The organism is Nonomuraea antri (assembly GCF_013283785.1).
Classification (GTDB): Bacteria; Actinomycetota; Actinomycetes; order Streptosporangiales; family Streptosporangiaceae; genus Nonomuraea; species Nonomuraea antri.
Genome location: NZ_JABCPZ010000007.1, coordinates 89,556 through 106,688, shown reverse-complemented (window position 1 = coordinate 106,688; position 17,133 = coordinate 89,556). Strand labels below are relative to the sequence as shown.

General features: G+C 72.9%; 16 protein-coding genes. 7 read left to right on the top strand and 9 right to left on the bottom strand.

What is annotated here, in order from left to right; genetic code table 11:
* Nucleotides 1-263 precede the first annotated feature (263 nt).
* From HII36_RS04140 to hemG, 3 genes are all read right to left on the bottom strand, one after another.
* Nucleotides 264-1,133: a hypothetical protein gene (locus HII36_RS04140; protein WP_173521672.1), complete on the bottom strand. Its 870-nt coding sequence runs from the start codon at nt 1,131-1,133 to the stop codon at nt 264-266.
* A 140-nt stretch (nt 1,134-1,273) separates the two neighbouring features.
* Nucleotides 1,274-1,975 carry a hydrogen peroxide-dependent heme synthase gene (gene hemQ, locus HII36_RS04135; protein ID WP_173521671.1) on the bottom strand — a complete coding sequence of 234 codons (702 nt, stop codon included), beginning with the start codon at nt 1,973-1,975 and terminating at the stop codon, nt 1,274-1,276.
* A 4-nt stretch (nt 1,976-1,979) separates the two neighbouring features.
* Nucleotides 1,980-3,383 (bottom strand): protoporphyrinogen oxidase, encoded by a 1,404-nt coding sequence (hemG, locus tag HII36_RS04130; protein WP_328807582.1) that lies wholly within the window; start codon nt 3,381-3,383, stop codon nt 1,980-1,982.
* A 127-nt stretch (nt 3,384-3,510) separates the two neighbouring features.
* Here hemG and HII36_RS04125 point away from each other — a divergent pair, with 127 nt between their 5' ends.
* Entirely contained in the window at nt 3,511-4,548 is a 1,038-nt protein-coding gene (locus HII36_RS04125) for a DUF4349 domain-containing protein (RefSeq protein ID WP_173521669.1), read from the top strand.
* A 3-nt stretch (nt 4,549-4,551) separates the two neighbouring features.
* Here the strand turns inward: HII36_RS04125 and hemE are convergent, their stop codons facing one another.
* Entirely contained in the window at nt 4,552-5,580 is a 1,029-nt protein-coding gene (gene hemE / locus HII36_RS04120; protein WP_173521668.1) for a uroporphyrinogen decarboxylase, read from the bottom strand.
* 328 nt (nt 5,581-5,908) lie between these two features.
* On the opposite strand from hemE, the gene HII36_RS04115 reads away from it, so the two are divergent.
* The 6 genes from HII36_RS04115 to HII36_RS04090 all read left to right on the top strand — a co-directional run bounded on the left by HII36_RS04115 (nt 5,909) and on the right by HII36_RS04090 (nt 11,295).
* Nucleotides 5,909-6,118, top strand: coding sequence for a hypothetical protein (locus HII36_RS04115; protein ID WP_173521667.1), 210 nt, complete (start codon nt 5,909-5,911; stop codon nt 6,116-6,118).
* Between the two features lie 60 nt (nt 6,119-6,178).
* The gene (locus tag HII36_RS04110) at nt 6,179-6,775 is read left to right on the top strand and encodes a DUF3000 domain-containing protein (protein ID WP_173521666.1); all 597 of its coding nucleotides are present in this window, start codon (nt 6,179-6,181) and stop codon (nt 6,773-6,775) included.
* Between the two features lie 45 nt (nt 6,776-6,820).
* A complete protein-coding gene (locus HII36_RS04105) occupies nt 6,821-8,041 on the top strand; it encodes an HRDC domain-containing protein (RefSeq protein ID WP_173521665.1) in 1,221 nt (406 codons plus the stop codon).
* Between the two features lie 91 nt (nt 8,042-8,132).
* Complete coding sequence (locus tag HII36_RS04100) at nt 8,133-9,278, top strand: Gfo/Idh/MocA family protein (RefSeq protein WP_173521664.1); 1,146 nt, start codon at nt 8,133-8,135, stop codon at nt 9,276-9,278.
* Entirely contained in the window at nt 9,275-10,438 is a 1,164-nt protein-coding gene (locus HII36_RS04095; protein ID WP_173521663.1) for a dihydrodipicolinate synthase family protein, read from the top strand. Before HII36_RS04100 ends, HII36_RS04095 begins: the two co-directional genes overlap by 4 nt.
* The gene (locus HII36_RS04090; RefSeq protein ID WP_173521662.1) at nt 10,435-11,295 is read left to right on the top strand and encodes a sugar phosphate isomerase/epimerase family protein; all 861 of its coding nucleotides are present in this window, start codon (nt 10,435-10,437) and stop codon (nt 11,293-11,295) included. The genes HII36_RS04095 and HII36_RS04090 overlap by 4 nt, the downstream gene beginning before the upstream one ends.
* 6 nt (nt 11,296-11,301) lie before the next feature.
* Here the strand turns inward: HII36_RS04090 and HII36_RS04085 are convergent, their stop codons facing one another.
* The 5 genes from HII36_RS04085 to HII36_RS04065 all read right to left on the bottom strand — a co-directional run bounded on the left by HII36_RS04085 (nt 11,302) and on the right by HII36_RS04065 (nt 17,131).
* A complete protein-coding gene (locus tag HII36_RS04085; protein WP_328807581.1) occupies nt 11,302-11,931 on the bottom strand; it encodes a response regulator transcription factor in 630 nt (209 codons plus the stop codon).
* Nucleotides 11,907-12,995 (bottom strand): sensor histidine kinase, encoded by a 1,089-nt coding sequence (locus tag HII36_RS04080; RefSeq protein WP_173521661.1) that lies wholly within the window; start codon nt 12,993-12,995, stop codon nt 11,907-11,909. The genes HII36_RS04085 and HII36_RS04080 overlap by 25 nt, the downstream gene beginning before the upstream one ends.
* A 7-nt stretch (nt 12,996-13,002) precedes the next feature.
* Nucleotides 13,003-13,701, bottom strand: a complete 699-nt coding sequence (locus tag HII36_RS04075) for an ABC transporter permease (protein WP_173521660.1) — start codon at nt 13,699-13,701, stop codon at nt 13,003-13,005.
* Complete coding sequence (locus HII36_RS04070) at nt 13,698-14,414, bottom strand: ABC transporter ATP-binding protein (RefSeq protein ID WP_173521659.1); 717 nt, start codon at nt 14,412-14,414, stop codon at nt 13,698-13,700. Before HII36_RS04070 ends, HII36_RS04075 begins: the two co-directional genes overlap by 4 nt.
* 62 nt (nt 14,415-14,476) lie before the next feature.
* Nucleotides 14,477-17,131, bottom strand: a complete 2,655-nt coding sequence (locus HII36_RS04065; protein ID WP_173521658.1) for a PEP/pyruvate-binding domain-containing protein — start codon at nt 17,129-17,131, stop codon at nt 14,477-14,479.
* Nucleotides 17,132-17,133 lie beyond the last annotated feature (2 nt).

Sequence of the window (17,133 nt, the reverse complement as noted above, 5' to 3'; positions counted from 1 at the left end):
GTAAAACCCAGCCCGTAAACCCAGCCCGTAAACCCAGCCCGTAAACCCACCGCGTACACGGGTGGCGACGCCGCGTATCGATCGTGTGCCCGGGGTAGGTGCCCTGTGTGCGTCCTGTCTGCCGTTTTCGCCACCGATGGGTGACGATCGAGGCCATCGGCCGGGTCGTCACCCAAAGGTGCCACGTGTGCAGCAAGACACGGGTCAGGGTCCGCTGAGCGGTCGAGGCTGAGCAGCCGAGGCTGAGCGGTCGAGACCGGTGATCAGTTCGGCGCGGGATAGGTGACGCGGCAGTTCTTGTCGGACGGTCCCAGGATGTTGGCGAGCACCGGGTTGCCGTTCTCGCCGAACTCCGCCTGGACGAACACGACCGGGTTCGCGACGCCCATCCCCCTCAGATACGCCACGCCGCGCTCGCACAGCTTGATCGCCTGCCAGGAGTTGTCCGCCGTTTCCGGCAAATCGGTATAAATGCGCAAATATCCTCCGACGGTGCGAATGTCCTTGAGCCGCTTGTTCGCCTTGTCACCGGCACCCCAGGTGGCGCGGAAGTAGTCGGCCGCCTTGCGGTCGGTGTGCGGCGACGGGCCGTCCCCCTTGTAGCCCTTCGCGTTGTAACCACTCCGCCCACCCGTTTCAGGCCGCCCGCCCGCTTCCGGCGCGCCGTCCTCCACGTAGGCGGCCACCTCGCCGGGCCCGCTCTCGGTCATGGCCTGCTGGTGCTCGGGCGCCGGTGTGCCCTGGACGGGCTCGCCCGACGGCGGCCGCGCGCCGGCGCCCGGCGCCTCGCCCTTCTTCTGCGGCTCCCGCTTGCCCGACGACGGCTGCGCCTCGGCCCGCGGCTCACCGGCCGCCGCCCGGCCCGAAGGACGCGCGGCACCGTCGGCCGCCGCCTGCCCGCCCGGCGCTCCGTGCGACGGCTCGGACTGGCGCGCCGCGCTCACCACACCGCCGGGGGCGCCGTCGTGCTGGCCGAGCAGCCCGAACAGGCCGCCGACCAGCGCCAGCACACCCGCGGACGCCCCCACCACGACGATCCGGCCGTTCACCGCCCGGCGGCGGCCATGGCGACCGGCGGCGCGACGGCGGCCCGCGGCGTGCCGTCCGCGACCCTGCCCTTCGGTCTGTGCCACCCGAGCCCCCTTGGAACGCACCACCCGGCCCAGTCACCGAGCCGAGCCGGAGGATTTCTCCCGATTGTGACAAACCGGATGGGGCAAATTCAGTCGGATGGGCAACTTCGTCTGAAGCGGCAGGGCGGCGGCCCGGCTCGCTACGGCAGGCCGGCGACGAGGTCCTGCACCGGCTTGCGCACGCCGGTGTAGAAGGGGATCTCGATGCGGGTGTGCAGGCGCGCCTCGGCGCCGCGCAGGTGACGCATCAGGTCGACGATGCGGTGCAGCTCGTCGGCCTCGAAGGCGAGCATCCACTCGAAGTCGTTGAGCGCGAAGCAGGCCACCGTGTTGGAGCGCACGTCGGGGTATTCGCGGGCCATCTGCCCGTGCTCGGCCAGCAGCTTCCTGCGCTCGGCGTCGTCGAGCAGGTACCACTCCAGCGAGCGCACGAACGGGTAGACGCACACGTACGCGCGCGGGTCCTCCTCGGCCAGGAAGGCCGGGATGTGCGACTTGTTGAACTCGGCCGGCCGGTGCAAGGCCATCGCCGACCACACGGGCTCGCTGTGCCGGCCCAGGTCGGTACGCCGGAACCGGGTGTAGACGTCCTGCAGGTCCTCAGGCGTGGGAGCGTGCCACCAGAACATGAAGTCGGCGTCGGCGCGGAAGCCGGCCACGTCGTACAGGCCCCTGGTCACCACGTCTTTGCCCGCCGCCTGCTCCAGCAGCGCCTCGACCTCGTCGCCGATGTTCTCCCTGCTGCCGAGCACCGGCTCGGTCACCTTGAACACCGACCACATGGTGTAGCGGATCACCTGGTTGAGATCGCGGGCCTTGAGCCGCGGAGCACCCTCAGTCATGCCTTCATTCTCCTCGTTGGGCAAGGTGGTCAAGAATCCGGGCGGCGGCAGTGCGCGCGGTGGAGACGCAGGCCGGGATGCCGATGCCGTCGTAGGCGGCGCCGCACACGGCCAGCCCGGGCTGGACGGCGACCGCGGCGCGCACCCTGGCCACCCGGTCCAGGTGGCCCACGTTGTACTGCGGCAGCCCGCCGCCCCAGCGCGTGACCCGGCTGTCGACCGGCAGGCCGCGGGCGCCCATCACGTCGCCCATCTCGGCGATGGCCAGCGCGACCAGCTCGTCGTCGTCACGCTGCAGCAGTTGCTCCTCGCCGATCCTGCCGATCGAGCAGCGCAGCACCACCAGGTCCTCGGTCAGGTGCGGCCACTTCACCGAGCTGAACGTGACGGCCTTGACCGGCCGGCCCTCGACCGGCGGCACCAGGTAGCCGTTGTGCCCGGGCGGCTCGGGGAAGGCGTCGAGCGGGTAGGCGAGCGTGACGACGGCCATGCTGGCGTACTCGATGCGGGCCAGCTCGCTCGCCGCCTTGGGCGCCTCGGACTTGAGCAGCCTGCTCGCGGCGGGGCCCGGCGTGGCCACGATCACCGCGTCGGCCTCGATCGTCTCTGGCCTGGGCACCGGGCCTGCCACCAGCCGCCAGCCCCGCTCGGTGCGGTGCAGCTCGCGGACGGTGACGCCGGTGCGCACGTCGGCGCCCGACGCCTTGGCCACGGCCTCGGGCAGCGTGCCGACGCCGTTCCTGAGCGTGGTGAAGACCGGCCCGGCGTCCTTCGGCGCCTCCTCGACGAGCTGCCTGGCCCCGCTGAGCAGGGAACGTTCGGAGCGGGCCAGCGCCGCCACGCGCGGCATCGTGGCCTCCAGCGACAACATGTCGGAGCGGCCCGCGTAGACGCCGCCGAGCAGCGGCTCGACCAGCCGGTCGACGATCTCGCCGCCCATCCTGGCCCGGATGTAGGCGGCCACGGACACGTCGGTGCGCACCAGCGTGGCGGGCAGGATCTGGTCGAGCGGCACCCGCAGCAGCCCGCCGGGCGAGACGATGCCGGATTTCGCCAGCTCGGCCAGGTCCGCGGGCACGCCCATGACCTGGCCCTTCGGCATCGGCCGCAGCGCGCCCCTGCTGTAGATCGCCGAGCTCGCGGTGCCGGGGAAGACCAGGTCGTCGCCCAGCCCGACCGCCTTGGCCAGCTCTTTCCCCTCGGGCCGCCGGGCCAGCATGGCCTCGGCGCCCGCGTCGACGCCGACCCCGGCGACCTCCGAGACGTGCAGCTTCCCGCCGATGCGCGGGCTGCCTTCGAGCACGGTCACTCTGATCCGCTCGCCCGCGCCCTGGCGGAGGTACCAGGCCGCGGCCAGCCCCGAGATCCCCCCGCCGATGACGACTACGTGCGCCCGATTCCCTTCCACGCCTTCTGACGCTACCGTCTCACCGGCTCGCCCACCCGCCCGGGTCGCGGTCGCGGGTGCACGACGCGTGACCCTAACGTGACGTCCGCCGTCAAACCCGGTTGATCCTCGGTCCGTCTTACGTGACATGAGGAGAATCCGGTACGGCATAGCGTTAGCCGCCTCCAGCGCGGCCCTGCTCCTGACCGCGTGCGGCGGGGGCGGCGCCTCGCTGTCGTCCGCCTCCGGCGGGGCGCCCGGCACCCCGCTCCCCGAGTCCGCCGCGGCCGCGGGGCCCCAGGCCGACCAGAACTACTCGGCCCGCGGGCACAGCGGCCTGGCGGACGACGCCGCCGCCCCGCAGAAGAAGCCGGCGGGCGTCGAGAACGTCAAGGTGGTCCGGCAGGAGCAGCGGCAGGTCATCTACACGGCCTCGCTGACCGTCCGGGCCCCGCAGGTGGGCCCCGCCGCGCAGCAGGCCAAGCAGATCGTCGTCGGGGCCGGCGGCTACCTGTCGAAGGAGGAGTCCAGCGCCGGCGAGGACAGCGAGGCCTCGGCCACGCTGGAGTTCAAGGTCCCGCCGGCCCGTTACGCCGACGTGCTCACCGCGCTGGGCAAGGTCGGCAAGCAGCTCTCGCTCAACCAGGGCACCCAGGACGTCACGCTGCAGGTCGCCGACGTCGAGAGCCGGGTGAAGTCGGCGGAGAAGTCGCTCGAATCGCTGCGTACGCTGCTCGGCAAGGCCACCACGGTGGGCCAGGTGCTGCAGGTGGAGCGGGAGATCTCCAGCCGCGAGTCGGACCTGGAGTCGCTGCAGGCCCAGCAGAAGGAGCTGGCCACGCAGGTGTCGATGGCGACCGTATCGCTGCGGCTGGTCGGGCCGGTGACGGTGGTCGAGGACCCGGCCGACGAGCCCGCGGGCTTCCTCGGCGGGCTCAAGTCGGGCTGGAGCGGGCTGGTCGCGTTCGCCAAGGAGGCCGTGACGGTGCTCGGCACGCTGCTGCCGTGGCTGATCGTCATCGTGCCGCTGATCATGCTGACGGTCTACCTGACGCGCCGTCGTCGCCGCCGCGCGCGCCCCGGCCCGGGCGGCTCGGGCGGGCCCGGCGGACCCGGCGGTCCTGGCGGCCCCGACGGGCCTGGCCAGGGGCCGGCCCGGTCGGCCGCCGATCCCGTCTCCGTGTGACGGCTAGCCCCGGCCGTGCTCGTGCACCAGGTCGGTCAGGCGCTTGAGCTGGTCGGGGTCGGTCGAGGGCAGCACGCCGTGCCCCAGGTTGAACACGTGGCCCTCGGCCGACTCGCCGCGCCGCAGGATCTCCAGCGCCTTGCGCTCGACGACCTCCCAGGGCGCGAGCAGGATGGCCGGGTCGAGGTTGCCCTGCAGCGCCTTGCCGGGGCCGACCCGGCGGGCGGCCTCGTCGAGTGGCACCCGCCAGTCGACGCCGACGACGTCGGCCCCGGCTTCGCCGAGCACGCCGAGCAGCTCGCCGGTGCCGACGCCGAAGTGGATGCGCGGCACGTCCGGCTGGATGCCCTCGAAGATGCGGCGGGTGTGCGGCAGGATGAACTCGCGGTATTCGGCGGGGGCGACCGCGCCCACCCACGAGTCGAAGAGCTGGATCGCCGAGGCCCCGGCCGCCACCTGGATGCGCAGGTGCGCGAGGACGATGTCGGTCAGCCGGCCCATCAGCGCGTGCCACAGCTCGGGCTCGCCGTACATCATGGCCTTGGTGCGGTCGTGGTTCTTGGACGGGCCGCCCTCGATCAGGTACGAGCCGAGCGTGAACGGCGCTCCGGCGAACCCGATCAGCGGCGTGCCGCCAAGCTCGCCGACCAGCGCCTGGATGGCCTCGGTGACGTACGGCAGGTCGCCGGGCTCCAGCGGGCGCAGCGCGTCGAGGCCGGCGGCGTCGCGGATCGGCTGGGCCACCACCGGGCCGACGCCCGGCTTGATGTCGAGGTCGACGCCGATGGCCTTGAGCGGCACCACGATGTCGCTGAAGAAGATGGCCGCGTCGACGCCGTAGCGGCGGACGGGCTGCATGGTGATCTCGACGATCAGCTCCGGCGTCGCGCACGCGGTCAGCATGGGCACACCCTCGCGCACCTTCAGGTATTCGGGCAGCGAGCGGCCGGCCTGGCGCATGTACCAGACCGGGGTGTGCGGGACGGGCTGGCGTCGGCAGGCGCGCAGGAACGCGGAGTCGGCGAGGTTCACCCTCCAAGGGTGCCATGGCCGTGGGTCGCCCCCGACACCGGCGCGAGGTGTCGGAAAAATATGCATTGGAGACCCAAAATCATGATCAGATAGGCCGATGAAGGTTTACCGGTCTGCCCGCCATCGGCGTCACCTGCGGGTCGAACGCTTGCCATGGGTCGCCAGAGAGCCGGTCTCGGCTGGACCAAATGTTCGCCAAGCCACCGCGCGGCACCGATTCACCGACCACTTTCAGGACACGCCGAGCGCGATGCGGGGAATTGTCAGCGGCTCGTGCCAACGTCGGAGCCACGACCCGAAGAAAGGCCGCAGTGCGATGACAAGGGCGATGAGCGCGTTGTGGAGTTCCCCGGAGCACCGCAGTGACTACTGTGCTTCCTGCGCCGGCGAGCGGCTGTTCGAGCAGCCGCCCTGCCTCGACGGGCACGAAACGGGCCAGTGCCCCGAGTGGGCCTGCCTCGAATGCGGCCACGCGATCCTGCTCGGCCTGGCCGAGTCCGTCCGACCGGTCCGCCAGCTGGTTACGGCAGCGGCTTGATCTTCAAGGATGAGCACCCCCGTGGTCCCCTTCCGTCCACCTTCGACCTACGCTTCGGCTATGACCCTCGGTGACCAGCCGCCGCCGCCCGCCGCGTTCACGCGTGCCGTGGAGAGCCTGCGGCCGGCCGAGGTCAGGCCGGAGATCGAGCTCGAGGACCTGCCCGCGCCGCAGCGGCTGGCGCCGTACTCGGCCGCCATCGGCGCGTCCGTCTACCGCGACGACGACGAGCTGGCGGTCGGCAGGCTGATCCTGCTCTACGACCCCGACGGCCAGCGCGGCTGGGAGGGCCCCTTCAGGCTCGTGGCCTACGTCCGGGCCGACATGGAGCCGGAGATCACCTCCGACCCGCTGCTCGGGCCCGTCGCCTGGAGCTGGCTGACCGAGGCTCTCGACGCGCATCAAGCCGACTACTCCGCCGCCGGCGGTACCGTGACTAGAGCCGTGTCCGAGGGGTTCGGCAACAAGGCCGAAGACCCGGTCACCACCGAGCTCGAACTGCGGGCCTCGTGGTCTCCGGCCCAGGAGGACCTCTCCGGCCATGTCGCCGCCTGGTGCGACCTCATGTGCCTGGCGGCGGGGATCCCGCCGCTCCCACCGGACGTGGCAGCCCTGCCCCGCCGACGTGATGATCCGGAGAGTGACCGAACGAAGTGAGGGCACAAGTCAACACAGCACATACGTCATGAGGCCGGTGAACTCGTGACAGAAGAACGTACCGTCGTGCCACTGCTCGAACCGAGCGAGGGCATTCCGCCGGTCATCGCCGACGCCGACGCGCTCGCGCGCACGGTGGAGTCCTTCGCGGCCGGCTCCGGCCCGGTGGCCGTCGACGCCGAGCGCGCCTCCGGCTACCGCTACGGCAACCGCGCCTACCTGGTGCAGTTGCGCCGCGCCGGCGCGGGCACGGCGCTGATCGACCCGATCGCCTGCCCCGATCTGTCCGCGCTCGACGCGGCGGTGGCCGAGGCGGAGATCGTGCTGCACGCCGCGTCCCAGGACCTGCCGTGCCTGATGGAGGTCGGCTTCAAGCCGCGCACGATGTTCGACACCGAGCTGGCCGGCCGCCTGCTCGGCTACGAGCGCGTGGGCCTGGGCACGATGGTCGAGACCGTGCTCGGGCTCCGGCTGGAGAAGGGCCATTCGGCCGCCGACTGGTCCACCAGGCCGCTGCCCGAAGACTGGCTGCGTTACGCGGCGCTCGACGTCGAGGTGCTGGTGGAGCTGCGTGACGTGCTCCACCGGGAGCTGGACGAGAGCGGCAAGCTGGAGTGGGCGCGCGAGGAGTTCGCCGCCGTGCTCGGCACCCCGCCGCCGGCGCCCAGGTCCGATCCGTGGCGGCGCACGTCCGGCATCCACAAGGTGCGCAACGTGCGCGCGCTGGCGATCGTGCGCGAGCTGTGGACGATGCGCGACCGCATCGCCCGCGAGAACGACCTGGCCCCCGGCCGGGTGCTGCCCGACGCCGCGATCGTCACCGCCGCGCTGGAGGGCCCGCGCACCAAGAAGGCGCTGACCGAGATCTCGGCCTTCACCGGCCGCAGCGCCCGCAGGCACATGGGCGACTGGCTCGCCGCGGTCACCCGCGCCCGCCAGCTCCCCGACGGCCAGCTCCCGCAGCCGAGCACGGCCGGCGAGGGCCCGCCGCCGCCGAACCGGTGGGCCGACCGCGATCCGGCGGCCGCCAAGCGGCTGGCCGCGGCCAGGGCGGTGGTGGCCGCGCTCGCCGAGGAACACCACATGCCCACGGAGAACCTGCTGCAGCCCGACGCGGTGCGCAGGCTCACCTGGGAGCCGCCGGCGCAGATCACCGGCGAGAGCGTGACCGAGCGGCTGCGCGAGCTGGGCGCCAGGCGCTGGCAGCTCTCGCTGACCGCGCATGCCCTGGCCAAGGCGTTGTCCCGGCTGGGCAACGAGCTCTGATCGCGGCGGCCACGGGCCGGGCCGCGCCACTTGACGTGTTCAGTGGCGCGGTCGTACCGTTCGGGAAAGCGCTTTCCCCGAAAGGAATCCCATGAGCGTGCGCACCATCGGCGTCGTGATGAACGGCGTCACCGGCCGGATGGGCTACCGCCAGCACCTGGTCCGCTCCGTCCTGGCCATCAACGAGCAGGGCGGCGTCGCGCTCTCCGACGGCTCCAGGGTGAAGCTCAACCCCGTCCTCGTCGGGCGCAACGCCGACAAGCTCGCCGACCTGGCGGCCAGGCACGGGATCGCGGACTTCACCACCGACCTCGACGCCGCGCTCGCCGACGACGCCAACCTGATCTACTTCGACGCCCAGGTCACCACCGCCCGGGTGCAGGCCGTGCTCAAGGCCATCGACGCGGGCAAGCACATCTACGCCGAGAAGCCCACGGCCGAGTCGGTGCAGGAGGCCGTCGCGCTGGCCGAGGCCGCCGCCGCCAAGGGCGTCAAGAACGGCGTCGTGCAGGACAAGCTCTTCCTGCCCGGCCTGCTCAAGCTGAAGCGGCTGATCGACGGCGGCTTCTTCGGTCAGATCCTGTCGGTGCGCGGCGAGTTCGGCTACTGGGTGTTCGAGGGCGACTGGCAGGAGGCGCAGCGCCCGTCCTGGAACTACCGGGCCGAGGACGGCGGCGGCATCGTGCTCGACATGTTCCCGCACTGGCACTACGTGCTGGAGAACCTGTTCGGCCGGGTCGAGTCCGTCTACGCCAAGGCCGTCACGCACATCCCCGCCCGCGTGGACGAGCAGGGCAAGCCGTACGACGCCACCGCCGACGACGCCGCGTACGGGATCTTCGAGCTCGAAGGCGGCGTGATCGCGCAGATCAACTCCTCCTGGACGGTCCGCGTCAACCGCGACGAACTGGTGGAGTTCCAGGTGGACGGCACGCACGGCAGCGCCGTCGCCGGCCTGCGCAACTGCCGCGCCCAGTCGCGCGCCACCACCCCGAAGCCGGTCTGGAACCCCGACCTGCCGGTCACCGCCCGCTTCCGCGACGACTGGCAGGAAGTGCCGGACAACGCCGAGTTCGACAACGGGTTCAAGATCCAGTGGGAGATGTTCGTCCGGCACGTGCTGGAGGACGCGCCGTTCCCGAACGACTTCGCCTCGGGGGCCCGCGGCGTGCAGCTGGCCGAGCTGGGCCTGCGCTCGTCGGCCGAGGGCCGCAGGATCGAGGTGCCGGCGCTGTGAGAATCGACCTGCCCGGCGGCGCGTACGAGCTGCGCGACCCGGTGACCTGGCCGGTGCTCGACACCCCGGCCACGAGCCGGGTGGTCTACGCGGCGGCGCACGTGGTGGCCGACCCGCTCGGCGACAACACGCCGGGCTCCCCCGCCGCCGTCGACTGGGACGCCACGCTGGCCTTCCGTCACCACCTGTGGCGGCACGGACTGCGCGTGGCCGACGCCATGGACACCGCCCAGCGCAACATGGGCCTGGACTGGGCCGCGACCAAGGAGCTGATCACGCGCAGCGCCGCCGAGGCCCGCGCTTTCGGCGACCCGGCGCGGCTGGTGGCCTGCGGCGCGGGCACCGACCACGCGCCGGGCGCGGCCGACCTGTCCACGATCACCGCCGCGTACGCCGAGCAGATCGAGACCGTGCAGGCGGCCGGCGCGGGCGTGATCGTCATGGCCTCGCGCCAGCTCGCCCGCGCCGCCACCGGGCCCGCCGACTACCACCAGGTGTACGGCAAGCTGTTCGGGCTGGCCGAGCGGCCGGTGATCCTGCACTGGCTGGGCGAGATGTTCGACCCGCAGCTGGCCGGATACTGGGGCTCGCGCGACGTCGCGGCGGCCACCGACTCGTTCCTGGAGCTGATCCACGCCCACGCCGGGATGGTCGACGGCGTGAAGGTGTCGCTGCTGGACGAGGAGCACGAGATCGGCCTGCGCGCCGCGCTGCCGGCCGGGGTCAGGCTGTACACCGGCGACGACTTCAACTACCCGTCGCTGATCAAGTCCGGCTCGCACGCGCTGCTGGGCATCTTCGACGCGATCGCCCCGGCCGCGGCCGCCGCGCTGCACGTGCTGGACGCGGCCGAGTCCGCCTGCGACGAGGCCGGCCGCGAGCGGCTGCTGGCCGAGTACGACGCCATCCTGGCCCCCACGGTCGCCCTGTCGCGGAAGATCTTCGAGACGCCGACCTACCACTACAAGACCGGCATCGTGTTCCTGGCCTGGCTGAACGGCCACCAGGACGCGTTCGCGATGGTCAACGGCGCCCAGTCGGCGCGGTCGCTGACGCACCTGGCCGAGGTGTTCCGCCTGGCCGACCAGGCCGGGCTGCTGGCCGACCAGGAGCTGGCCGTGCGCCGGATGCGGGCCCTGCTGGCGGTGCACGGGCTATGAGTCTGTCGCTGAACCAGTGGACCACCCGCAGGTGGTCGGTCGCCGAGGCGGTCGACGGCTGCGTGCGTCACGGCCTGGAGGCGGTCGGGCTGTGGCGGGAGAAGGTGGCCGAGCAGGGCCTGGCCGAGAGCGTCAAGCTGGTGCGCGCGGCCGGGCTGCGGGTGTCATCGCTGTGCCGTGGCGGCTTCCTGACCGCGGGCGGGCTGCCAGGCGAGGAGGGCCGGCAGGCGTTCGCCGCCGCGCTCGACGACAACCGGCGCGCCATCGACGAGGCCGCCGAGCTGGACGCGGCCTGCCTGGTGCTGGTCGTCGGCGGGCTGCCCGGGGTCAAGCCGGGCGAGCCGCTGCCCGCCGGCTTCACCCGCGACGTCGGCGCGGCGCGCGAGCGTGTGGCCGAGGCGCTGTCGGTGCTCGCGCCGTACGCCGGCGAGCGCGGGGTCAGGCTGGCCCTGGAGCCGCTGCACCCGATCTACTGCCCGGACCGGGCGGTGCTGTCCACGCTCGGCCAGGCGCTCGACCTGAGCCTGGCGTACCCGGGCGAGCAGGTCGGCGTGGTGGTCGACACCTTCCACGTGTGGTGGGACCCGCGCCTGTTCGACGACATCGCCAGGGCCGGCGACAGGATCGCCTCCTACCAGGTGTGCGACTACCTGCACCCGCTGCCCGCCGACGTGCTGCTCGGCCGGGGCATGATGGGCGACGGCGTGATCGACTTCGCGCCGATCACCCGGGCGGTGCTGGCGGCCGGCTACACCGGCGACATCGAGGTGGAGATCTTCAACGCCGACGTCTGGGCCGCCGACCCCGACGACGTGCTCGCCACCATGAAGACCCGCTACGCCGAAGTGGTGCTCTGAGCCCGCTCAGAGCAGGCCGCGTTCCAGCGCGGCCACCACCGCGGCGGCCCGGTTGTCGACGCCGAGCTTGGCGAAGACGTGCTTGAGATGGGTCTTCACGGTGGTCTCGCTGATCAGCAGGGCGCGGGCGACCTCCTTGTTGGCCGCGCCCCTGGCGATCAGCCTGAGCACCTCCAGCTCGCGCGGGCTGGGCGTGCCGCCCCGCTCCGGCGCCAGGCCGTCCATCAGCCTGGACGTGATCGCGGGCGCGAGCACCCGCCCGCCCGCGGCGGCCGTGCGCACGGCCTGGTGCAGGGTCTCCCGTGGCGCGTCCTTGAGCAGGTAGCCGGCCACGCCCGCGGCCAGCGCGCGCGAGACGTCCGCGTCGGTGTCGTAGGTGGTCAGCACGATGACGCGGATCCCCGGATGGGTGGCGTGCAGGCGCTCGATGGCGCCGACGCCGTCGAGCCCGGGCATGCGCAGGTCCATCAGCACGACCTCGGGCCGCTCGGCGCGCGCCCGGGCGAGCGCCTCGTGGCCGTCGCCCGCCTCGGCCACCACCGCGATGTCGGGCACGCCGTCGAACATGCCGCGCAGCCCGTCGCGGACCACCGGGTGGTCGTCGACGATCATCAGGCGCAGGGGATGCTCAGGCACAACGCGGTCCCTTCGCCCGGGGTGGACTCCACGATCACCGTACCGCCGGAGCGCTCGGCCCGTTCGCGCATCGCGACCAGCCCGTAGCCGCCGGCCGCGGCGCCGGGGTCGAAGCCGGCGCCGTCGTCCAGCACGTCCAGCGTGACCTGGTCGTCCATGTACGACAGGGTGAGCGCGGCCCGTCCGGCCTTGGCGTGTTTGGCCACGTTGGCGAGCGCTTCCTGGGCGGCGCGCAGCACGGTCGTCTCCACCTCCCTGGGCAGCCGGCGCGGCTCGCCGTCGACCGCGACCGACACCGGGACGCCGATGCCGTCGCTCCAGCGCTCGGCGACGGCCGACAGCGCCTCGGGCAGCTCGGCGTGTTCCAGCGGCTCTGGCCGCAGCGCCTCGACCGAGCGCCTGGCCTCGTTGAGGCTCTCGCGGGCCAGCCGCTTGGCCACCGCGATGCGCGCGCGTACCGCCTCCGGCTCGGCGCCGGCCTGCTCGGCGGCCTCCAGTTGCGTGATGATGCCGCTGAAGCCCTGGGCGAGGGTGTCGTGGATCTCCCTGGCCAGCCTGGCCCGCTCCTCCAGCGTGCCCACCGTCCTGGCCTGCTCGCCGTGCTTGACGAGGGCCTGCACGAACGTCCCCATGACGATGACCAGCGCGAAGTTCCCGGCCAGCACCGCCAGCACGACCGGCTGGCGGACGGCCTCCTCGATCCGCCCGCTCGCCTGGGCGGCCACCAGCACGAGCAGCACCGCCCCGACGTGCCCCCACCGGTACGGCAGCATCACGTACGGCAGCGCCACCATGCCGAACACCATGATCTCGAACAGCGGGTCGCGCGAGATGAGCACGAACAGCAGCCCGAGCAGCACCAGCAGGTGCCAGCCCATCGGGTGCAGCCGTTCGAGCAGGCCGGGCCGGCGCGCCACGAACCAGCCGTACCAGGCGGCGATCACGGCGAGCGCGCCGACCGTGACGGGATCGGGGCCGAGCCGCAGCACGGACACCGTGGCCGCGAGCCCGAGGCAGCCGTAGAACAGCAGGTGGAAGGCGCGTAACCAGCCCGACTCCGACATCTGTCGATCACTCCCAACGGAACAGCGCCGCCGCCACGGCCGTGCTCACCACGATTATCCCGGCCAGGATCAGCAGCGGCGTCGCCGTGGGCGCGCCGAACCAGCTCTCACGCAGCGCGGTCACGCCCTGGCTGAGCGGCAGGTAGTCGCCGATCCTGCGCAGCGGCTCCGGCAGCCCCTCGCGCGGGATGGCCGCGCCGGCCAGGAAGATCATCGGGAACATGACCAGCATGCCCAGCAGGTCCGCGACCCTGCCGCGGGGCGCGATGGCGGCGATCACGAAGCCGATGGCGCAGCACGTCAGCGCGCACAACACGAACGACAGCGCCAGCATCAGCGGATGCGCGGGCAGGTCCACGCCGAACGCCAGCACCCCGGTGCCCACCACGATGAGCGACCCGGCCAGCCCCATCACGAGCTGCGCCACCACCTGCCCGGCGAGCAGCGCGAACGGCGAGACCGGCGTGGTGGCCAGGCGGCGCAGCACCTTGCGTTCCCGGTAGGTGGCCATGATGCCGGGCAGCGCGGCGATGCCGCCGATGGCCAGGATCATCGCCATGTAGCTGGGCACGAAGATGTCCAGCCGGTCGTTGCCGCTGTTCAGCACGAGCAGCATCATCGGGAAGGCCACCATGAAGAACAGGCTGCCCGGGTCTCTGGCCAGCAGCGTCAGCTCCGCGAGCGACAGGCGGGCGATCGCCTTCATCGGACGCCTCCCTCGGCCAGCGCGAGGTAGGCCTGCTCGAACGAGCCGGTGCCGGTCCGCTCGACGAGCTCGCGCGGGGTGCCGAGCGCCACGATGCGGCCGTGGCCGAACACCGCGACCCGGTCGCACAGCTCCTCGGCCTCGTCCATGAAGTGGCTGACCAGCACGGCGGTGGTGCCCGACGCCTTGAGATCGCCGATCAGCGTCCACGTCTCGCGGCGGGCGACCGGGTCGAGCCCGGTGGTCAGCTCGTCGAGCACGACCAGCTCCGGCCGGCCCACCAGGGCCAGCGCGAGCTGCAGCCGCTGCTTCTGCCCGCCCGACAGGTCGCCGAACGCCTTGTTGCGCAGCGGCGCCAGGCCCCAGCGCTCCAGCACCGCCCGCCAGTCGTCAGGACTGTCGTAGAAGGCCGCGAACAGCCGCAGCGCCTCGGCGACGCGCAGCCTGTCGGGCAGCTCGCTCTCCTGCAACTGCACGCCGACCCGCTGGGCGAGCCGACGCCGCCGCGCCGCCGGGTCCAGGCCGAGCACGCGCACGCTCCCGCTGTCGGGGCTGCGCAGCCCGGTCAGGCATTGCACGGTGGTGGTCTTGCCCGCGCCGTTGTGCCCCACGATCCCGAACGTCTCACCCGCCGCCACCGTGAACGACACGCCGTCCACCGCCCGGGTCCCGCCGTAGCTCTTGTGGAGGTCCTCGACCTCTATCGCCGTCATGCCTTCGAGCCTCCCGGCGGACGGGCGCGGGCGGCATCACCCGGGTGGACGCCGGGCATCCCTCATCCGGAGGACCCCTCTTCGACCACCGTCACGGTGCCCGCCGCGCCGTTGACCGTGATCTCCTGCCCGGTGGTGACGCGGTGCGTGGCGTCCGGCACGCCCACGACAGCCGGGATCCCGTACTCGCGGGCCACCACCGCGCCGTGCGACATCGCGCCGCCCATCTCCATCACCAGGCCGCCGGCCGTGAGGAACAGCGGAGTCCAGCCCGGGTCGGTCGACGGGCACACCAGGATCTCGCCGGGCTCCAGGTGGGCGCCGACCGGGTCGAGCACCACCCGCGCCGGGCCGGTGACCGTGCCCGCGGAGGCGGCCGTGCCGGTCAGCGCTCCCTCCTGCGCCGCCGTGGAGCGCGACTCGGGCTCGGTGCCGTCAGAGAGCATCACCCGGGGCACGTGCCTGCGCCGCGACTCCCGCTCGTACGCCGCCCGCCGCTCGGCCACCAGGCCACGCAGGTCGCCGCCGCCGGGCAGCGCGGCCCGCGCCTCGTCCAGGCCGAGGAAGAACACGTCGTGAGCGGACTCGATCACCCCGGCCGACACCAGGTGCTCCCCCACCACCAGCAGGCTGCGCCGCACCCCGGCGAGGATCTTGACCGCGTAGAACTTGGGCAGCTCCCTGATGCCCACCAGCTTCCTGGTCCGGCCGAGCGCGAAGCGCACGACCGCCGCGCGCAGCCTGCCCTTGCGCCCGGCCAGCGCCGCCACCCGGTCGATCGCCGCCTCGGCCGCGACCGCGCCCTTGGCGAACAGCACGTCGGGCGCCAGGTCGCCGCCGCCGTCCAGGCGCAGGTAGTTGGCCAGGACGCCGAGCAGGTGCGCCGGGTTCTCCGACCAGCGCGGCAGGCCCAGGTCGATCTCGGCCACGCCGCGGTGGCCGTACTCGGCCAGGAACGCGGCGATCTCCCGCTGGGCGCCGGGCGGCAGCTCGCCCGCCTGGTAGCGGCGGGTCAGCTCGGTCACCGGCTCGCTCAGGAACGGCTCGGGCTCGATGCGCCCGGCCAGCGCCCACAGCCGCAGGTCCATCTCGGTGGTCGGGTTGCCGGGGACGCTGCGCAGGACGTCCTGCATGTCGGCGATGGGCACCCCGGACAGCCGGGACGCCAGCGCGAACAGCGCGTACCCGGTGATCGCGACCGGCATGATCGAGATGATGATCGGAAAGGTGCCGTGGATCATGCGGATCGCGTGGTCCAGCCGTTCGGCCGGGGTGGCGGTGGCGGGCAGCGCGAGCCGGGCGTCCAGTTCAGCGCCGAGCCTGCGGGTGCGGGCGAGCGCGCGGTCGGGGCGGGTCAGCGCCTGCAAGGCGCGCGACGGCGCGTGGATGCGTCCCAGGAAGCGCCTGACCTTGGCCGCCACCGGCCGGCGGGCGGTGTGGATCAGCGACAGCCGCGGGTCGTCGAACAGCTCACGCATGATGCCGACGGCGCGGGCCTCGCCCAGCGCGAGCGCGCGCGGCAGGATCGCCCGGCCCGCCCGGCTGCGCACGGCCGTGGTGATGTCGAACCACACCCGCTGCCCGGACACCGCCATGAACGGCGCCCCGTCCAGCGGGTCCGCGGGGCCGTGGCCGAACAGGCCGGCCGCGCCCGCGGTGATCAGCCGGAACGCCGACAGCCCGGCCGGGGTGAGCGGGCCCATCACGCCCTGGGCGACGTTGAGCGAGAAGTAGACGCGCAGGCCCGGCCTGGTGGTCTCGGGCAGTGGATACAGGGTGGTGATCGGCCTGGCCTGGGTCAGCCAGAGGCGGCCTTCGGCGTCCACGGCCCATTCGGTGTCCTGCGGCGCGCCGTAGTGCTCCTCGACGCGGGCGCCGAGCGCGGCCAGGTCGAGCACCTGCCGGTCGGTCAGGCAGAGCCCGTCGTGGTTGGCCTGGCGGCGTTCGGTGCCGCCGCCGGGGAGCGCGTGGATGCTCAGCAGCTTGTCACCGGCGTGGCGTTCGCGGATCCTGCCGTCGCCGACGATGAAGCGGTCCGGGTTGACCGCGCCGGACACGACGGCCTCGCCGAGCCCGGGCGCGGCGTCGATGACGACCTCGCGGCGGGTGCCCGTCACCGGGTTCGCGGTGAACATCACCCCGGCCGCCGTGGCGTCCACCATCACCTGGACGACCACCGCGAGTCGCACCACCGCGTGGTCGATGCCGTTGGACTCGCGGTAGGCGACCGCGCGGTCGGTCCACAGCGAGGCCCAGCAGCGGCGGACGGCGTCGATCAGCGCGTCGGGGCCGACCACGTTGAGATAGGTGTCCTGCTGGCCGGCGAAGCTGGCGAACGGCAGGTCCTCGGCGGTGGCCGACGACCGCACCGCGACCGGGACGTCGTCGCCGAGCGCGGCGTAGGCCTTCAGGACCGCCTCGCGCACCTGCGGGGGGACGGGGGTTTCCAGGAGCCGGCGCCTGGCCTCGGCCGCGAACGCGTTCCCGCCGTCGGGGGCCGGGGTCCCGTGGAGTGAGGAGGGCGGGGTGGTGTGGGCGGCGATGAGGGCGGCGAGTCCGGCCTGGTCGGCGGCCTGGCGGTAGGCGTCGGTGGTGAGCGCCCAGCCGGGTGGCACCGGCAGCCCCGCCCTGGTCAGCTCGCCGAGGTTGGCGGCCTTGCCACCGACCTCGGCGAGCATCCCGCCGTCGATCTCGGAGAAGTCCAGTGCCGTTGTCATCG

Coding starts and splice junctions, on each gene's coding strand:
- hemQ (WP_173521671.1), bottom strand. CDS start 1,975: ATGACTGAGGGTGCTCCGCGGCTCAAGGCCCGCGATCTCAACCAGGTG.
- HII36_RS04125 (WP_173521669.1), top strand. CDS start 3,511: ATGAGGAGAATCCGGTACGGCATAGCGTTAGCCGCCTCCAGCGCGGCC.
- HII36_RS04115 (WP_173521667.1), top strand. CDS start 5,909: ATGAGCGCGTTGTGGAGTTCCCCGGAGCACCGCAGTGACTACTGTGCT.
- HII36_RS04110 (WP_173521666.1), top strand. CDS start 6,179: ATGACCCTCGGTGACCAGCCGCCGCCGCCCGCCGCGTTCACGCGTGCC.
- HII36_RS04100 (WP_173521664.1), top strand. CDS start 8,133: ATGAGCGTGCGCACCATCGGCGTCGTGATGAACGGCGTCACCGGCCGG.
- HII36_RS04090 (WP_173521662.1), top strand. CDS start 10,435: ATGAGTCTGTCGCTGAACCAGTGGACCACCCGCAGGTGGTCGGTCGCC.
- HII36_RS04080 (WP_173521661.1), bottom strand. CDS start 12,995: ATGTCGGAGTCGGGCTGGTTACGCGCCTTCCACCTGCTGTTCTACGGC.
- HII36_RS04075 (WP_173521660.1), bottom strand. CDS start 13,701: ATGAAGGCGATCGCCCGCCTGTCGCTCGCGGAGCTGACGCTGCTGGCC.
- HII36_RS04070 (WP_173521659.1), bottom strand. CDS start 14,414: ATGACGGCGATAGAGGTCGAGGACCTCCACAAGAGCTACGGCGGGACC.
- HII36_RS04065 (WP_173521658.1), bottom strand. CDS start 17,131: ATGACAACGGCACTGGACTTCTCCGAGATCGACGGCGGGATGCTCGCC.